The organism is Lactiplantibacillus daowaiensis (assembly GCF_005405085.1).
Lineage (GTDB): Bacteria > Bacillota > Bacilli > Lactobacillales > Lactobacillaceae > Lactiplantibacillus > Lactiplantibacillus daowaiensis.
In genome coordinates this window covers 85,628-102,251 of record NZ_BJDJ01000010.1, presented here as the reverse complement: position 1 = coordinate 102,251, position 16,624 = coordinate 85,628, and the positions used below count along the sequence as shown (strand labels likewise).

Below are 16,624 nucleotides of genomic sequence, written 5' to 3'. Positions count from 1 at the left end.
GTTTGTGGTAAACACCATTTTAAAGGAAGCTGATCTTTTTTGTCCGAACAGCGTTCGGATTAATTTTACAATCTACCTAAAGAAAACTAAAATGACTTTTTGGACCGCGCTGAAGTTGTCATTTACGAATATCAAGACTAAAAAGGGCCGGACCGCGTTGACCGCGTTTGCCTCTAGTATTGGGATTATTGGGATTGCGATTGTGTTGGCTCTGTCGAATGGCTTCCAAAAGCAAATTGATAAGACGCAAAGTAACACATTAGCGCAAATGCCGATTACGATTTCGCAGACCGTTTCGAGTTCAACCGGCACTAAAGATACCACTACGGTGGCTAAGACTGGTCAAATTAAAGCGAAGACCAGCCAGGCTGACCAAGCCACCCATACGAATAAACTCACGACATCGTATTTGACTTATATCAAAAATTTGGATCCTAAGTTGAGCAAAAACGTGACCTATACGTATTCAACCGGGATGAATTTGATTCGCAAAGTCGATGGCAAAGTCAAAACGGTGTCATTTTCAAATCAAAATAGTAAGAACAGTAACAGTGCTTCAGCCGCAATGGCTAGTATGACCGGTGTCGGGACTTCCGTTTATCCCAGTGCTGAAACGAGTAAAAATAGTTTCTTGAAGAAGCACTATACGGTTTTAAATGGGAAGTTGCCAACGAAGGCTAATGAAGTTGTTTTAATTACGGATCGTAAGCGTAATACGAACATCAATGCTTTGAAAAATTTAGGGTTTGATGTTAAAAGTAATCAAAATCTGACCTACGCCAAAGTAGTTGGCACGACCGTTAAGTTGGTCACGAATAATGACTATTACCAAAGCCTGCCAACTGGGAATTACTTGCCAAATAAGTTGACGACTAGTTTGTATCAAAAGGCTGACAATCAAACCATTAAAATTGTGGGGATTTTAAAAGCCAAGAATAAGGATTCTGAAAATGTCTTGGCGACTGGGATTGCTTATAGTGATCAACTGTCGAAGAATGTCATTCAAGCTAATAAAGCGTCCAAGATTGTCAAAGCTCAGAAAAAGAGTGACAGCAATGTCATGACTGGGGCTAAGGTGGATAGTGATACAAAGACCAGCCTGATTAGTTATTTAGGTGGTTCAACAACACCAGCTAGTATTTTGATTTATCCGAATAGTTTTAAGAACAAAGATAAAGTATTGAAATATTTGGATAAATATAACAAGGGTAAGTCCAAAGCTAACAAGGTGATTTACACGGACTTGGCCGGGACAGTGTCCACGTTAACTGGGAGTTTGATGGACGCAATCACGTATGTCTTGATTGCATTTGCGGGCATCTCATTGGTGACAAGTATGATTATGATTGCAATCATCACCTACACCTCGGTTCTGGAACGGACTAAAGAAATTGGAATTTTGAAAGCTTTAGGGGCGCGGAAGAAAGATATTACCCGCGTATTTGATGCTGAAACAACCATTCTTGGGGTCGCATCAGGTTGCTTAGGGGTCTTGATTGCTTGGGCGTTGACTTTCCCAACCAATGCAGTGCTCAGTAATATTACCGGGTTGAAAAATGTGGCCCAGCTCAATCCAATGCATGGGCTGATTTTAATTATTATTAGTACTGTTTTGACCGTTCTGGGTGGCCATATTCCAGCACGGATGGCTGCGAAAAAAGATGCAGCAACTGCGTTACGTTCTGAATAGTGTTAGCGACAATGTGCCGCATGACCTTCGGGTGATGCGGCTTTTTGCTAGATATAATGACTAGCGGCCACTAGTAACTGATATGATTAGGTTATACAAAGATAAATTTTATCAAACTTTTATAAATAAAAATAAGTCAAAATAAAGTTAAATAAGCTGACGTGAACCTTGTTGTTACAAGGGTATAAAAATATAAATCAACGGATATAAAACATTATGTTATGTAACGATAAGTGTCGTCTGGTAAATGTTTTACGATTAAACAGTAACGCGATAAACTATATTTACGGCATATCAAAAGGAGGATGTTTAAAAATGTCAAAGTTATTGAAAGCCGTATTATTGAGCAGTGCCTTGTTGTTGAGTTTGAGTGCGCCAGTTAAGAGTCATGCGGCGGATACGACGCCTAGTCCAGATGCGTCTTCGGATAGTGGTTCGGCACCGGCTAGTGAAAACCGTAGTGGTAAAACAACGGTACATGCGAGTTTTACACAAGGCGATAAAAACATTAATCCAATTGACCCTGCACATCCAGATAATGATACGACAACGATTGCTAATAATGGGGCGCAAGCCGGTGGCGGTCTTTCGTTAGTTTATATTACGAATGTGTTGGATTTTGGGAGTCATCCACTGGATATCTTGCATGATCAAAGCTATCCAGCTAATTATCAAGATCCTAATAAGCGTGATAATAATGCCAATACCGATGCACTTTTGAATGGAAAAGCCGTGGTTGAAGTTTCGGATGTTCGTGGGACCAATGCTGGCTGGCAACTATCAGTTAATGGTGAACCGTTAAAAGGTACTGATGGCACGACGATCGATGGTGCGACCTTATCGGTTAATAATGGCTCAGTTAGTACACCGCTCAAAACTAGTGAGACCAATGGTGTCAATTTATCAAAAGTAACCAATGCTTTAGCAGCCAGTAGTACGCCGCTATTAACTGCCCCAATGAATAAAGGTGCTGGTTTGACGATCGCACAAGTTGATCCAAGTGATATTAAGTTGAATATCCCAGCTAATCAGGCTAAGTCACAAGGTTATGATACGACAGTGACGTGGAATTTAGGTGATTTACCAAAAAATTAGCTTAAGTACAATCCGGGTATTAGTGATGTTATAAGATACCTGGATACATAAATAGCCTGAAAAAAAGGGGGAATGACCGTGAAAATGAGTCAGCGGCTGAAATTACTATTGGTAGGGCCTGTGATGGTTGGAATATTGGGGGGCTTAGTCGGTCAAGCTGCAGTTACCAAACCGGTCAATAATATTGGGTTTAGTGTCGGGGCTAAATTACCAACTAATCAACAAAATAAGCGAGAATCGTTCTTTGATTTGGCCATGAAGCCGGGGAAGCAACAAGTCCTAAAGACCGTTATTTATAATGTTACCAATCGCGATATTCAAGTTCAAACGGCCATCCATACAGCTTATACGAATAGCAACGGGGTCATTGAATATGTCGTGCCGACCAAAACGCTTGATGCATCGCTACGGTATCCGATGCATCAAGTGACCAAATTGCAATCTGCAAAGGTGGTCACGGTACCAGCCAATGGCAATAAAACCGTGACAGCTAAAGTTAAAATGCCGCAGTCTCAGTTTAGTGGCGTGATTTTAGGGGGCTGGTTTTTTAAACGGGTGAATCAAAAAGCCACCAGTACGGTCAAAAATTCCATGAATATTCGGAATCAATATTCCTATGTGATTGGCTTAAAGTACACCGAAGATAAGCCACCTGCCCCAAACTTAAAGCTTGGGAAAGTTACTGCTGGAATGGAGAACTATCATCGAGGTGTTTTCCCTGAATTGCGAAATATTGCGGCTGTGATTGTGCCTAATTTGACAGTGAAAAGTACAGTCACGAGTAAACAGGCCGGTCGGGTTGTACATCAGGCCCGTAAAAAGAATGTGCAATTAGCACCCAATTCACGGTTTCGTTACCCCTTATTAACTGGAACAAAGCCATTGCAGGCCGGCGATTATCATTTACATCTGGTGGCAACCAATGCCGCGCATCATTGGATATTTGATCGAGATTTTACGATTAGTCCGGCAGCGGCCAAACGATATAATCAGCAGTCGGTGGATAATGCCGGTTTGAGTATTTGGTGGTTTGTCGGTGCTGGAGCGTTAGGAACCTTAGTGGTTGTTGGTAGTGCTTGGTTAATACGCAATTGGCATCGGCGACGTACGATTTAAGGGAGATGAGTAGATGCGGGTGGTTGGTTTGTTAATCAGTATACTAGTTCTGGCGACTTGGATACCGATCACCGTGCTGGCCGGTTCGACACCGGCAACGCGGGTCACAGTCGAGTTCTATCGCACAAAACAACCGGTGCCGCTGGCTAGCGCGACCACGGTGGCCATCCCAGATGGGCGAACGCCGTATCGGACAGTGACTAAACCAGCACGTCAAATTAACCGGCGCGCGCCCCAAGGCTTACCACAAACGGGAAATCACGGCGAGTGGATACTAAGGGTTTGGGGGATCTTATTAAGTTTTCTTGGTGGTATCGGTTGGTTGCTGATCCATCAATGGCGAAGGGGGTAAAGCGATGCGCGTACAGAGACAATGGTGGATAGGACTAGTGGTTGTTGGTCTAGTGCTATTAAGTCACAACATGTTGTTGGCGGTCCGTGCCGATAAAATGATGGATGTGATGAGTGGGACTTCGTTTCAACCTTCGCGAACACCTGGGGCATTAACAGCGACTGGTGGCTCACTGTCTTACCCAGATTTAACGGGAGTAACGGCTAATAATATTGAAAATGGGCGGTTGACAACGAAAACGACTAAAATCGCGATCACGTTTAGCGGCAGTGTCAGTATTAGTGGGAACAATACTAAAATGAATAATTTGTATTTTGATGTCATGACTGCGAATGGTGTTTCGCTACGTACAGACAAACCGGCCATTATAGCGAGTGGGTTTACAAGTCATTCATTTGATAGTTTCTTTTCTAGCGGCTATACCCAGACGATTAGTGTAGATTTAACTGATTTGAAAGATAAACTCCCCGTCTATGTTGGCTTTCGGTATACCCCATCAAGTAATCCCGGCTTGAATATCGGTTATCAATTCGGCGCTTTTCCAGCGGATGTGACGGTGGCGGCGCAATTAAAGCCAACAATTGATGGCAAGCTTAATGCAACTGATACGGTTATCAAAGGAACTGGGAGTCATCCCGGTGATACAATTTCCAGTAATGTGAATGGAGTAACGACCACGGTTGGTAGTGATAAGACTTATACCCTTGACTTAGGCACGAATCTAGCGTCACAGAATGCGGTAACAATCACGGAGAGTAATAGTAACGGCGATAGTGGTCATGTGACAGCCACTGTGATGCACAAGACCTTGGCGTTAACACCTAATCAACCAGTCTTAATGTTGGGGCCAAGTGATATTACCACTGAGATGAGTGATCAAGCAGTAATCGCTTGGCTGGTTAAGCAGGCCAACTTTACGGTGAATTACACGGATGGAACACCCACGACACAAGTTGAGTTTAAAAGTGAAGCTTCAAATTTAGCACGGCAGTTATTGGCACTAACCGATGGCATGAGTACGACGGTGTCGATTTACGCCCAAGACGGCGCTAATCGATCGGCTTCACAAATAGTAACGATTCGTCGGTTGCAAGGGACACTATCATTTGGAAGCCTCAGCGGGACGCTTAACTTTGAGCACTTGATGGTGCCGGTAAAAACAACCACCTATGCGCCAAATGGACCTTGTGACGTTCAACTTAGTGATACGCGTGCACCAAAGTCAACTTGGTATTTATATGCTAATGCGACAACCTTAACTTCGGTGACACATCAATTGACGGGAGATTTGATTTATCAAAATGGGCAACAAACAATGGTGATGACGAACCAGTCGACCTTAATTGCTAGTGGCACGCGTGGTGATACCGCAACTACCTCAATTACTAAAGATTGGTCTACCAATAAAGGTATTTTCTTGCGGGTTAAGCCTGGTGTTTATGCCGGTCAATACGCTGGTCAGATTAATTGGAGTTTACAAGATATCCCAGCAAGTTAAGGGAAAGCCTTGCATAGCACAAAAAAACGAGTCTGGTAAGTCCAGGCTCGTTTTTGTGAAGTTAACCGATACTAGTGGGCTGTTTTGGCAACGCTACTAGCTGTTGATCGGTTAATTGAATGCTGTCCTTAAAGTGAAAGTCGCCGGAATTTTCATTCTGGGAGGAGGCTTGGTACACTTTAACGACGTGATCGGCGATATTTAATTGATAGACTGACCGTTGACCGTCGACATCAACGCAAACCGCGGTACGACCGAATGGCTGCCACCAAAACGGCTTTGTCGGTAAAACGTTGATTTGCTTGAGGTAAAGTACTAAATCATTTGGGCTCATTAAGATGACTCCCTTCACTTTTTGAACCAACTGTATTATAAAACTTTAGGACTTAAATTTAAATTATTTTGGCTTACCTAATTTAAAATAATCAAAAACTGCGTCATTTTAACAAAATCGTTAAAGTGACGCAGTTATCTATTCTAATTCAAAGCCAGCGGTTGTTAAGACTGACTGGACTTTTTCGACTTGGTCACCAGTGATGTGTAGTTCGATAATCCGTTGGTTTTGACGACGAACGACCATCAAGGTTTCGATGCTTAAATCGTGTTCGGCTAACACTTGACCGATTTTAAAAATCACGCCAGGGTGATCATGTTGAATGACGACACGACTAATGACCGTGGCTTCACCATAGCCAGTGATATTTAAAAAGGCCGCTAAAATATCATTATTTGTAATGATACCAACGATTTGATGCGCATGCATGACCGGTAGAACACCAATTTTATGTTGGCGCATTTGATAGATGGCGTCTTCGAGTTGGTCGGTTGCATTAATCGTTTGAACGTTGGTCGTCATAATATTGGCGACGGTTGCTTTAGTCAATAAATAATTGGTTTCGTAAACGGATAAACTGGTGGCGGTGGACGGTAGTGCTCGCGAAATAATTCCCTGAGTCACTAGACCGACTAATTGATTGCCATCCATTACCGGTAAGCGATGAATATCGTTGGTGCGCATTAAGTCGACGGCCACACTGACGGTAGTTTCGGGATGAACGACGACTAATTTTTTTGTCATATAATCTGCAACACTCATGTTTAACCCCCTAAATAAGCTTTTTGGACGGCCGTATTGGCTAATAATTCGGTACCAGTCCCACTTAATTTAATTTGACCGCTTGCTAGGACATAACCGCGATCAGCAATTGCTAGTGCTTTGTTCGCATTTTGTTCAATCAATAAAACGGTGGTACCAGCGGCGTTGATGGCTTTAATGATGTCGAAAATTTCATTAATAAAGATTGGTGCCAACCCCATCGAAGGCTCATCTAGCAACATTAATTGTGGCTTTGCCATTAGCGCTCGACCCATGGCCAGCATTTGTTGCTCGCCACCAGACAAGGTGGCCGCATCTTGATGACGCCGTTGCTTTAAGACTGGAAAGTAATGATACACGTCATCGTAGGTTTTACTGATAGCGGTGCGATCTGTACGTAAAAAGGCGCCCATTTGTAAATTTTCTTGTACGGATAGGCCGGGAAAAATATGCCGTCCTTCGGGGACTTGGGAAATTCCAGCACGAACGATTTTAGGTGCAGTGACTTTCTTTAGTGGTCGATCTTGGTAAATGATTTCACCACTGACGGGATGCAAGATGCCAGAGATCGTTTTTAAAATTGTTGATTTACCCGCACCGTTGGCACCAATCAAGGTCACGATTTCACCAGTGTGAATCTCAAAACTGACTTTTTTAACGGCTTGAATGGCACCATAGTTTACCACTAGATCTTTAACAGTTAGCATTATGCGTCATCCCCTAAGTAGGCCTTGATTACGGCCGGATTTTTTTGAATCTCACTGGGCGTGCCTTCTGCCAATAAAGCGCCGTGTTCCAAGACGTATAGTCGTTCGACAACATTCATCACTAGTGACATATCGTGTTCGATCAAGACCACGGTAATATGAAAGTCTTGTTGAATTTGTCGAATCAAGCGGGTTAAATCTGCAGTTTCTTCAGGATTCATGCCAGCTGCTGGTTCATCTAAGAAGAGTAATTTAGGTTTGGTTGCTAGTGCCCGCACAATTTCTAGGCGTCGTTGCACCCCATAAGGCAAGTTCTTAGCGGGTTGATCAGCGACCGCAGTTAGGTCAAACAAGGCTAATAATTTTTGTGTAGCAGCTGTCATTGCGGCCTCTGTTCGATAAAAATGGGGTGTGCGTAATAAACAGCTATAAAAACTTTCATGATAATGGTTTGTCATCGCAATCCGGACGTTGTCACGGACACTAAGTGCCTTGAATAGCCGGATATTTTGAAAAGTTCGTGATAAACCAGCTTGGGCAATTTGGGCCGGCTTCTTGCCATTTAAAGTTTGGACACCATGGTCAGTATAAAGACTGATGGTACCAGAACTAACTGGCGTCACACCAGTGAGCAAATTAAATAACGTGGTTTTACCTGCCCCATTTGGCCCAATTAAGCCGATCAATTCGTTTTGATCAAAATGTACGGAGACATTCGCAACGGCAGTTAGGCCACCAAAGTTTTTGACTAATTGGGTGGCAGTTAATAATGGACTACTCATGATTGGTGACCTCCTTTAGATGATGACGATTGAGGCGACGAAACGATAATTCCCAAGTACCCAAGAGACCAGATGGTTTGAAGATCATAATTAAAATCAAGGCGAGGGAATAAATGATCATGCGTAAGGTCCCAAAGTTTTGCAAGATGGTATCTAGCGCACCTAGGCCAACGGCAGCAACAAAGGTACCGGTCATACTACCGACACCACCAAGGACAACGACAATCAAGATTGCGATCGAAGCCATAATGTTGAAGTCACTTGGCGCAATTGTTTGAATATAGGCGGCATGCAAAGAACCACCGATAGCTGCTGTAGCGGCGCCGAAAACAAAGGCTGCCAGTTTCCAGCGCGTGGTATTAATCCCCATTGCTTCAGCAGCGATCTCATCTTCGCGGACCGCCATAATTGCCCGCCCACTGCGACTATGAATGAAGTTGACGGTCACAATCGTGGTCAAACACATCAAGACATAAACGGTTGCCCATGAGGCTAATGCGGGAATATTGAATAGTCCCGCGGCGCCATTTGTGATTTTTAAGTTATTAATGAGCAACCGAATGATTTCGGCGGCACCCATCGTGGCAATGGCCAGGTAATCGCCACGTAGCCGCAAGGTTGGAATGCCAACGATTAACGCCGCAACGATGGCAATGAGCATCCCGACGACCATCGAGATAAAAAAGCCAGCTGGGGTCGCCATAGTTTGGGTGATGATGCCAGTGGCATAAGCCCCAATGGCCATGAAGCCGGCATGACCGAGTGAAAATTGACCAGAAAAGCCAATAATCAGATTTAAACCAGTTGCTAGAATCACGTTAATGCCGATCGTGACCAACATATTTTCAATAAAGGTATTAATTAGACCCGTAAATTCGCAACTATCGATCACGACAAAGCCTAAAACCATCAATGCTAACCAAGTGAGATTAGCGCGCAAGCGTGCTTTCATGACAATCACCTACACTTTCTCTTTAGTATGTTTGCCAAAAATCCCTGCTGGCATAACGAGTAAGATGACAATTAAAACGAAGTAAACCACGGCATCTTTATAGGCGGATAACCCAATTGCTTGGACACCAGTTTCCAAAATACCGATAATAAAGCCGCCTAATGAAGCCCCGGGAATTGAGCCAATCCCGCCAATTACAGCAGCGACAAAGGCTTTGATGCCAGGTGTCATGCCCATTAGGGGATCAATCGAGTTGTAGTACAAGCCGATGAGCACGCCAGCGGCACCCGCCATGGCTGACCCCAACGCAAAAGTAAATGAAATCGTGTGGTTCAAGTTGATGCCGACGAGTTGGGCAGCCGTTGGATCAACGGCAACTGCGCGCATGGCTTTCCCCATTTTGGTCCGCTTGATAATCAGTTCGAGTAATAGCATCAGGAAACAAGCTGATCCTAAGATCAGTAATTGAATATTTGAAATTCGCAGGCCAGCGACATGATAAGTCACGGTTTTAATGACTTGCGGGAAGCTGCGAGTATTAGCCGTAAACAAATAGGACATGCCGTTTTCAAGTAAGAATGAGACCCCAATCGCTGTAATCAATGCGGTGATGCGTGGGGAATGACGTAATGGTCGATAGGCAAAATATTCAATCACGACGCCGACCAATGCACAAAATAACATGGCTGAAAGCATTGCTAAGATAAAATTAAAATGTAGTTGATTAATGACGTAATAGCCCCAAAAGGCACCTAACATATAAATATCACCGTGGGCAAAATTTATTAGTTTGATAATGCCATAGACCATCGTATAGCCCAGGGCCAATAGGGCGTAAATACTCCCGAGCGAAAGACCGTTAATGAATTGTTGTCCAATGGTTTGCATCTGATTCCTCCTAACGTGGCGTCTTATTTGACGTTGTAAGTCTTTTTAACACTACCGTTGGTCAACTTTTCAACAACGATGGATTTTTCAGGATTATGCTGTTTGTTCATCGTAATTGTACCGGTGACCCCTTTAAAGTTTTTCAAACTAGCAAGGCCGTTAGCGATCTTAACCGAGTTGGCGGAACCCGTTTTTTCAATGGCAGCTTTGATCATATAGACTGAATCGTATGCCAAGGCTGAGAACGTTGGTGCCGTTGTGTGGTATTTGGCTTTAAAGGCACGCAAGAATTTTGCGGCGGTTGTATTGGTCGTCCCGGATTTAGTTGAAAATGGGGTCGTGTAGTAAATGTTGTTGGCATTCGTTTTACCAGCGATTTTGGTCAACTTGGCATCAGCCATCCCATCGCTACCAACGATTGGGACTTTGATGCCAGCTTGGCGGGCTTGTTTGATAATGAGTCCCAATTCAGAGTAATAACCAGGCGCATAAATGGCATCGATCTGCTTATGTTTCAAGGCAGTCAAGATGGCATTGAAATCTTTGTCGCCTTCTTGGAAGGTTTGACTGCTAGCAATTGTGCCGGTATAGGTTTTTTTAAACGCTTTGGTCAAGCCGGTACCGTAGTCACTGGAGTTGTCAGTTAGGATGGCAACACGTTTGGCTTTCAGCGTTTTCGTGACAAACTTGGCCGCTGATGAGCCTTGGAAGTTGTTTTGATAACAAGCCCGGAAAATGTATTTTTGAACACTGCCATTTTTTTGCAGGGTATAGTCAGGATCAGTGGCGGAAGGACTAACTGAAGGTACCTTAGCTTTCGTCATATTTGGAATTGACGCCGTCCCAGCATTAGTTGCGGCTGGGCCAACAACTGCGACGACTTTATCGTTGTTCACCAATTGCGCGGCAACGGAAGCAGCCGTGGTGTTAGACGTTTTGTTATCACGAATGACGAGTTGAATTTTCTTTTTAGTCTTGCCGACTTTGATCCCACCGTTTTGATTGATTTGATTGACCGCTAGTTGAATGCCTTCTTTTTCTTGTTCCCCGTAACCGGCCGCCGAACCAGAGAGTTCCATGTTGACCCCAATCTTAATCGTCTTGCCGGGATTGTTTCCTTGGCTGCTACCATTAGACTTGGCGGTACTACAGCCAGCAAGTGTCATCGCAATCGTTGCGAGTGCTGTCAATTTCATCGTTACTTTTTCCCATTTTTGCATATGTATATCCCACTTTCTTTTTTAGGTTTGTTGCTGGTTGTGAACTTCGATCCTCCTTGAAACTAACAAAAAAGCCTCATCCACCGTAGTGAATGAGGCTAAATCGCTAGTACCAAGCCTCATTACCACAATGGGAAAGAAGGGCTCAGCACTTGAATTTTGAGGGGTTAGCTCATGGTCAAGTGACCGGGTCCTTCTGCGTTAATAATAAGGCTAAGTTTTGAACGGCAAGGGTCGTTACTAGGTTAGTATGGTTAGTCAAATAAATTTTCATCATGGTAACGCCCTCGCTTTCAAAATTGTTTTGGTTTAGTTGATGTGCTCTAGAATAATTAAAATTAAATTAGATGTCAAGCTGATTTTTAATTTTAAATAGGGCTAGCGCAACATCAAAGTGGGTCATTTAGTAGTACATAACGGTCAATAAAAAAATAAATAAATTTGATGAAGCGACTAAAATTAAGCATGCGAATAAATTACTTGCAGGATTGCCATTGGTCGTTTATGATATGAATCATAAACATTAAGCTTTGATGAGAAGAGTAATGCGTCATGGACTGACTAGCGACCGTGGATCGTGTAAGCACGGCAGCATGTGACGGATGAAGATGAACTCGGAGCGTCAGTCATGGTGCAAGCTGTGGGTGCGGTTGGCCGCGTTATTTGGCTACTAAGTGGTTGCAATAGATGATGATAGCAACCAATAAGGTGGTACCACGGGTGACGCTCGTCCTTTTTTTAGGACGGGCGATTTTTTAGTTTTTGGGAGGAATTGGTGATGAAAAAAAGGTGGCAGTTAAGTCTGGTATTAGCGGTAACCCTACCGTTGCTAGCAAGTTGTGGGGCCCAGTCTCAAAGTAAGTCTAGTTCGACGAAAAAGACGTTGAATTTAATGCAGACGTCAGATTTAACGACGTTAGATAGTACCAATCAAGCCACGTTACCGGAGTTTTCGACCTTAGTGAACACGACGGAAGGGTTATATCGACTGAATCATAAAGATCAACCGGTGGCAGCGATGGCGACTAAAGTTGTCAAACCGACAAAAAATGGGACGCAATATGTCTTCCATATCCGTAAACAGGCCAAGTGGAGCAATGGGGACCCGGTATTAGCCAGTGATTTTGAGTACGCGTGGAAGCGGGCGATGAATCCGGCGAATAAACCAGTCTATACGTATATCTTTAGTGGCATTAAGAACGCGGACAAAATCAATGCCGGCAAGCTATCTTATAAAACCTTAGGTATTAAAGCGACGGGAAAGCGGACCTTAAAAATTACGCTGGATCATCCAATGAAGTCGTTTAATAAATTGGTCACCGTACCAGTCTTTATGCCACAAGATCAAAAATTTGTGCAAAAGGTCGGGACGAAAGCTTATGGGACGACGGCGGCGAACACGGTATCTAACGGGGCGTTTAGAATCACGGGCTGGACTGGCACCAATGACACGTATACGTTGAAGCGCAATAAATATTATTATGATCAAAAAGCCATTAAATTAAATCAGATTAAGTATACGACCGTCAAAGATGCCAATACCGCGCATAATTTATTTGCTGATAACAAACTAGATGATGCCACGATTACGGGGGTTACCGCCAAGAGTCTGCAAAATGATAAAAGTGTCAAACATGTTAGCAAGGCGTGGACTTATTATTTACAAGTCAATCAACGGTCGGGCCAACCATTGAAGAATCGGAAGTTACGCGAGGCATTGTCATTGGTTATTAATCGGCAACAATTGACGAAAAATATTTTAGCGGATGGTTCTAAGCCGGCCTCAAGCTTTGTTAGTCCGGGCACCGCGACTGATCCGACAACGGGCAAAGATTTTAGTACGGAAACCAGTTATTCAACCAAAGTTAATATCGCCAAGGCGAAAAAGTTGTGGGCGGCGGGCTTAAAAGAAGCTAAAATTAAAGGGACCGTTAACTTGAAAATTGTTGGTGATGACCAAGATGTGACTAAGAATGTGGCTCAATTTGTCCAAAAACAGATCGAACAGCATCTTACCCATGTCAACGTTGCCATTAAAAATGTGCCTGATAAAGGGCTACAAACCCTTAAGAGCAGTGGCAGTTTTTCGTTGAGTCAGTGGTATTGGTTAGCAGACTTTGCTGATCCAATTAACTACTTGGGCGTCTTACAAACTGGCAATACGATGAATAGTGGTCACTTTAGTGATCGCCAATATGATAAGCTCGTTAATGCCGCCAAAAAGACCAATAATACTAAGCAGTATTGGCGTTATTTGCGTCAGGCCGAACGACGCTTACAATCCCAAGCAGGGATCATTCCGTTGTATTATGTTAATGAAACGCATTTAGTGAACCAAAAACTGGCCGGAGTTGACTATCATAGTGGTGGTCAAGCCGATTACACCCGGGCTTATTTTAACTAATTAGGAGGATTTTTGACTGATGGAACGTTTACCAGAAATAACAGAAGCAGCTTTAATGGATCGCATCGCGCAAGGTAATTATATCTTGTATTTCGGGGCAGATTGGTGCCGCGAATGCCAATACATTCGGCCAAAGTTACCGGCAATTGAAAATAACTTTCCCGCTTATAAGTTTTTGAAAGTTGATCGTGATGAAAATACGCAATTATGCTTAGATTTAAACGTGCGAGGGTTACCAAGTTTTGTTGGCTTTCACAATGGCCAGGAAAATGGGCGCTTTGTCAATGGCGATTTGAAGACCCAACCAGAAATTGAAAACTGGATTCGCAGTTTGTCTATTAAGTAATCAAAGTGTGATCAAGCCGTGTCGGGCCGCCCTGACGCGGCTTTTTTAATCGAGTCGTTTAGCTTAATTGTGTTGCTGATAATTGCGTGCTAAGATGAGCTTATTCTAAATAAGCTGGAGGCCTGGAAATGCAAAAAACGCGTGTCATGCTGTATGTGGAAGATGTGGATCAGTCGGTTAAGTTTTGGCAAGATAACTTTGCCGCTAAGGTGACCGAGGTCAATAAGCTACCTGATGATTTTAAAAACTTGGTTTTGACACTATCAAGTCAAGTCGAATTGGCATTTTTCCCCCGCGCTTTTATTGCCACGTATTCACCAGAAGTCTTAAATAATACGCCATCGTTGATGTTTTTTAGCGACGATTTTAAAGGGCTGCATGCTCGACTCAAAACTGCTGGTGAGATTGTGGATAACAATGGGACGTTAACGTTTAACTTTGCTGATCCAGAAGGCAATTACTTTGTGGTGGCCCAAGCCGACTAATTCAAGTTAGGTTAGATACAACGTTAAGTAAATCGGGTATAATTAAAATTGTGGTAAGCGATTACATAATTGGAAGGAAGTTATGGTAATGGTCGAAACAGTTTTAAACAATGCGTTAGTTAATAATGACTTTAAGGATGTGATGTTTGGTCGGCGTTCAGTCCGGCGCTTCGATGCGACTATGACGATTCCAGCATCAGAGTTACAGGCCATGATCAAAGAAGCCACTAGTGCACCGTCAGCATGCAACTTACAATCTTGGCACTTTGTTGTTGCCGCTAGTGCAGCTGGCAAAGCCAAAGCGAAGTCAGTGTTGATGCCATTCAACTATCCGCAAATCGATAGTTGTTCGGCAATGATCTTTGTCCTTGGTGATACGAAATCGCATGAAGTTTATCGTGATGTTTGGAATAAAGCTTGTGATGAAGGCAAAATCACCCCTGAAAAACGCGATGAAATTTTCAAGACATTTTTGCCGATGTATGAAAGTGCGAGCAAAGAATTCTTGATTGAAGATGCGACGATTGATAGTAGCATGGCGGCGATGCAGCTCTTGTTAATTGCACGCGCGCATGGTTATGAAGCCAATCCAATTGCGGGTTATGCTGCCGATAAAGTGGCCGCGACCTTTGATTTGGATCCTGACCGCTTTGTGCCAGTTGTGGCAATCGCAATCGGTAAAGCTGCCGAAACACCGATTGCGTCTAATCGGTATGCTGCTGAAAGTTTAACCGATTTTATTTAAGAGATTAAATCCAAGCGTCATCTGGCTCAGCCGGATGGCGCTTTTACGTTGCTTGAAATTATTTTATAATTTTTCTTGACTTTTTCTAACCTAAAACTCATAATGAAACCATCATGAAAGATGAGTAGCGGCGTTTAACTGGTAACAGAGAGTCATCAATTGCTGAAAGATGATCCAGAGCGCGACGTGAAGATGGTCTTTTTTAAACAATCGATCGGTGAGCAGTAATGTAAATCGTTCGCGGGAATGCCCGTTATCGCAGCAGTTAGTTCTGCATGAGTGGGTGTCTAAGAGACACTATTAAGGTGGTACCGCGGCCGTGAAGTCGTCCTTGTTATTTGAGATAACAGGACGACTTTTTTTATTACCTTAAAACTAATAAAAAAATGAGAGATGGGGAATTGATTATGAGAAGAAATACAAAGTGGGTATTAGCATTAGTCGGGATTATTGTCGTGTTTGCAGCGATTTTTGGGTTTAGCCGGTTCGGTGGTACCCAAGCGAGCAACACGAAGTTAAAAACGGTCAAAATCGGGGTGGCACCTGGCCCTTACGGGGATATGGCGACGAAAGTCTTGGGACCTTTGTTGAAGAAGAAGGGGTACAAGGTGGTTACAAAGGAATTTAATGATTATGTGCAACCCAATAAAGCGTTGAATTCCGGCGAAATTGATGCCAACTTGTTCCAACATACCTTGTACTTAAAGACGTTTGCTAAAGCCAACCATTTGAAGTTAACCGCAATTGGTGAAACTCCAACGTTAGGGATGGGGATTTATTCTGAGAAGATTAGTCAGTTAAGCGACTTGAAGCAAGGCGATACGGTATCACTACCAAATGATCCCTCAAACTTGGCCCGGGCGTTACAACTATTAGCGGCCCAAAAGCTCATTACCTTAAAGAAAAATATCAATGTGGCCACTGCTAGTACCGCCGATATTGCAACCAATCCAGACAAGTTGAAGATTAAGACTCTTGATGCCGCCCAATTACCACAATCAATGAGTAATGTGACGATTGCGTTGATTCCTGGGAACTATTCATGGAATGCAAAATTGAAACCATCTAAAGCATTGGCCTTGGAAAAACTAAAAGAAGATTATAAAGAAGTTTTCGTCGTTAAAACCAGCAATAAGAATTCAAAGTTTGCCAAAGCAGTTAAATCAGTTTTAAACAGTAAGGCTTTCAAACAAGCAATCGCCAAATCTGAATTCAAAGATTTTGATAAACCCGCTTCATGGAAATAGG

17 protein-coding genes are annotated in these 16,624 nt (G+C 43.2%); 10 read left to right on the top strand and 7 right to left on the bottom strand.

Annotated features, from left to right (window positions below):
• Positions 1 to 4: 4 nt before the first annotated feature.
• The 5 genes from FFM75_RS07875 to FFM75_RS07855 all read left to right on the top strand — a co-directional run bounded on the left by FFM75_RS07875 (position 5) and on the right by FFM75_RS07855 (position 5,751).
• A complete protein-coding gene (locus FFM75_RS07875; protein ID WP_223876635.1) occupies positions 5 to 1,690 on the top strand; it encodes an ABC transporter permease in 1,686 nt (561 codons plus the stop codon).
• A gap of 315 nt (positions 1,691 to 2,005) precedes the next feature.
• The gene (locus FFM75_RS07870) at positions 2,006 to 2,785 is read left to right on the top strand and encodes a WxL domain-containing protein (RefSeq protein ID WP_171001458.1); all 780 of its coding nucleotides are present in this window, start codon (positions 2,006 to 2,008) and stop codon (positions 2,783 to 2,785) included.
• Between the two features lie 123 nt (positions 2,786 to 2,908).
• Entirely contained in the window at positions 2,909 to 3,901 is a 993-nt protein-coding gene (locus tag FFM75_RS07865; protein ID WP_223876633.1) for a WxLIP family cell surface protein, read from the top strand.
• 13 nt (positions 3,902 to 3,914) lie between these two features.
• Positions 3,915 to 4,253, top strand: a complete 339-nt coding sequence (locus FFM75_RS07860) for an LPXTG cell wall anchor domain-containing protein (protein ID WP_137628626.1) — start codon at positions 3,915 to 3,917, stop codon at positions 4,251 to 4,253.
• Positions 4,254 to 4,257: 4 nt separating this feature from the next.
• Positions 4,258 to 5,751, top strand: coding sequence for a cell surface protein (locus FFM75_RS07855; RefSeq protein WP_137628625.1), 1,494 nt, complete (start codon positions 4,258 to 4,260; stop codon positions 5,749 to 5,751).
• Positions 5,752 to 5,812: 61 nt separating this feature from the next.
• On the opposite strand, the gene FFM75_RS07850 is transcribed toward FFM75_RS07855, so the two are convergent.
• The 7 genes from FFM75_RS07850 to FFM75_RS07820 form a co-directional block, all read right to left on the bottom strand.
• Positions 5,813 to 6,085: a hypothetical protein gene (locus tag FFM75_RS07850; protein ID WP_137628624.1), complete on the bottom strand. Its 273-nt coding sequence runs from the start codon at positions 6,083 to 6,085 to the stop codon at positions 5,813 to 5,815.
• A 138-nt stretch (positions 6,086 to 6,223) separates the two neighbouring features.
• Complete coding sequence (locus tag FFM75_RS07845; RefSeq protein WP_137628623.1) at positions 6,224 to 6,847, bottom strand: CBS domain-containing protein; 624 nt, start codon at positions 6,845 to 6,847, stop codon at positions 6,224 to 6,226.
• Positions 6,848 to 6,849: 2 nt separating this feature from the next.
• Positions 6,850 to 7,554, bottom strand: a complete 705-nt coding sequence (locus tag FFM75_RS07840) for an ABC transporter ATP-binding protein (protein WP_137628622.1) — start codon at positions 7,552 to 7,554, stop codon at positions 6,850 to 6,852.
• Positions 7,554 to 8,336, bottom strand: coding sequence for an ABC transporter ATP-binding protein (locus FFM75_RS07835; protein WP_137628621.1), 783 nt, complete (start codon positions 8,334 to 8,336; stop codon positions 7,554 to 7,556). The genes FFM75_RS07840 and FFM75_RS07835 overlap by 1 nt, the downstream gene beginning before the upstream one ends.
• On the bottom strand, positions 8,329 to 9,288 hold the full coding sequence (locus tag FFM75_RS07830; RefSeq protein ID WP_137628620.1) for a branched-chain amino acid ABC transporter permease: 960 nt from the start codon (positions 9,286 to 9,288) through the stop codon (positions 8,329 to 8,331). Before FFM75_RS07830 ends, FFM75_RS07835 begins: the two co-directional genes overlap by 8 nt.
• A 9-nt stretch (positions 9,289 to 9,297) precedes the next feature.
• The gene (locus FFM75_RS07825; protein WP_137628619.1) at positions 9,298 to 10,176 is read right to left on the bottom strand and encodes a branched-chain amino acid ABC transporter permease; all 879 of its coding nucleotides are present in this window, start codon (positions 10,174 to 10,176) and stop codon (positions 9,298 to 9,300) included.
• 23 nt (positions 10,177 to 10,199) lie between these two features.
• Positions 10,200 to 11,396, bottom strand: a complete 1,197-nt coding sequence (locus FFM75_RS07820) for an ABC transporter substrate-binding protein (protein WP_137628618.1) — start codon at positions 11,394 to 11,396, stop codon at positions 10,200 to 10,202.
• 778 nt (positions 11,397 to 12,174) lie between these two features.
• Here FFM75_RS07820 and FFM75_RS07815 point away from each other — a divergent pair.
• The 5 genes from FFM75_RS07815 (at position 12,175) to FFM75_RS07795 (ending at position 16,623) form a co-directional block, all read left to right on the top strand.
• Entirely contained in the window at positions 12,175 to 13,800 is a 1,626-nt protein-coding gene (locus FFM75_RS07815) for a peptide ABC transporter substrate-binding protein (RefSeq protein ID WP_137628617.1), read from the top strand.
• A gap of 19 nt (positions 13,801 to 13,819) precedes the next feature.
• Positions 13,820 to 14,146: a thioredoxin family protein gene (locus tag FFM75_RS07810; protein WP_137628616.1), complete on the top strand. Its 327-nt coding sequence runs from the start codon at positions 13,820 to 13,822 to the stop codon at positions 14,144 to 14,146.
• 128 nt (positions 14,147 to 14,274) lie between these two features.
• Complete coding sequence (locus tag FFM75_RS07805; RefSeq protein WP_137628615.1) at positions 14,275 to 14,631, top strand: VOC family protein; 357 nt, start codon at positions 14,275 to 14,277, stop codon at positions 14,629 to 14,631.
• A gap of 88 nt (positions 14,632 to 14,719) precedes the next feature.
• Positions 14,720 to 15,376: a nitroreductase family protein gene (locus tag FFM75_RS07800; protein WP_137628614.1), complete on the top strand. Its 657-nt coding sequence runs from the start codon at positions 14,720 to 14,722 to the stop codon at positions 15,374 to 15,376.
• Between the two features lie 407 nt (positions 15,377 to 15,783).
• Positions 15,784 to 16,623 carry a MetQ/NlpA family ABC transporter substrate-binding protein gene (locus FFM75_RS07795; protein WP_137628613.1) on the top strand — a complete coding sequence of 280 codons (840 nt, stop codon included), beginning with the start codon at positions 15,784 to 15,786 and terminating at the stop codon, positions 16,621 to 16,623.
• Position 16,624 lies beyond the last annotated feature (1 nt).

What these genes read in the sequence shown, in the direction of transcription:
- FFM75_RS07810 (WP_137628616.1), top strand. Translation starts at nt 13,820, where the DNA reads ATGGAACGTTTACCAGAAATAACAGAAGCAGCTTTAATGGATCGCATC.
- FFM75_RS07825 (WP_137628619.1), bottom strand. Translation starts at nt 10,176, where the DNA reads ATGCAAACCATTGGACAACAATTCATTAACGGTCTTTCGCTCGGGAGT.
- FFM75_RS07795 (WP_137628613.1), top strand. Translation starts at nt 15,784, where the DNA reads ATGAGAAGAAATACAAAGTGGGTATTAGCATTAGTCGGGATTATTGTC.
- FFM75_RS07845 (WP_137628623.1), bottom strand. Translation starts at nt 6,847, where the DNA reads ATGAGTGTTGCAGATTATATGACAAAAAAATTAGTCGTCGTTCATCCC.
- FFM75_RS07870 (WP_171001458.1), top strand. Translation starts at nt 2,006, where the DNA reads ATGTCAAAGTTATTGAAAGCCGTATTATTGAGCAGTGCCTTGTTGTTG.
- FFM75_RS07865 (WP_223876633.1), top strand. Translation starts at nt 2,909, where the DNA reads ATGGTTGGAATATTGGGGGGCTTAGTCGGTCAAGCTGCAGTTACCAAA.
- FFM75_RS07815 (WP_137628617.1), top strand. Translation starts at nt 12,175, where the DNA reads ATGAAAAAAAGGTGGCAGTTAAGTCTGGTATTAGCGGTAACCCTACCG.
- FFM75_RS07860 (WP_137628626.1), top strand. Translation starts at nt 3,915, where the DNA reads ATGCGGGTGGTTGGTTTGTTAATCAGTATACTAGTTCTGGCGACTTGG.
- FFM75_RS07805 (WP_137628615.1), top strand. Translation starts at nt 14,275, where the DNA reads ATGCAAAAAACGCGTGTCATGCTGTATGTGGAAGATGTGGATCAGTCG.
- FFM75_RS07820 (WP_137628618.1), bottom strand. Translation starts at nt 11,396, where the DNA reads ATGCAAAAATGGGAAAAAGTAACGATGAAATTGACAGCACTCGCAACG.
- FFM75_RS07850 (WP_137628624.1), bottom strand. Translation starts at nt 6,085, where the DNA reads ATGAGCCCAAATGATTTAGTACTTTACCTCAAGCAAATCAACGTTTTA.
- FFM75_RS07855 (WP_137628625.1), top strand. Translation starts at nt 4,258, where the DNA reads ATGCGCGTACAGAGACAATGGTGGATAGGACTAGTGGTTGTTGGTCTA.
- FFM75_RS07835 (WP_137628621.1), bottom strand. Translation starts at nt 8,336, where the DNA reads ATGAGTAGTCCATTATTAACTGCCACCCAATTAGTCAAAAACTTTGGT.
- FFM75_RS07830 (WP_137628620.1), bottom strand. Translation starts at nt 9,288, where the DNA reads ATGAAAGCACGCTTGCGCGCTAATCTCACTTGGTTAGCATTGATGGTT.
- FFM75_RS07800 (WP_137628614.1), top strand. Translation starts at nt 14,720, where the DNA reads ATGGTCGAAACAGTTTTAAACAATGCGTTAGTTAATAATGACTTTAAG.
- FFM75_RS07840 (WP_137628622.1), bottom strand. Translation starts at nt 7,554, where the DNA reads ATGCTAACTGTTAAAGATCTAGTGGTAAACTATGGTGCCATTCAAGCC.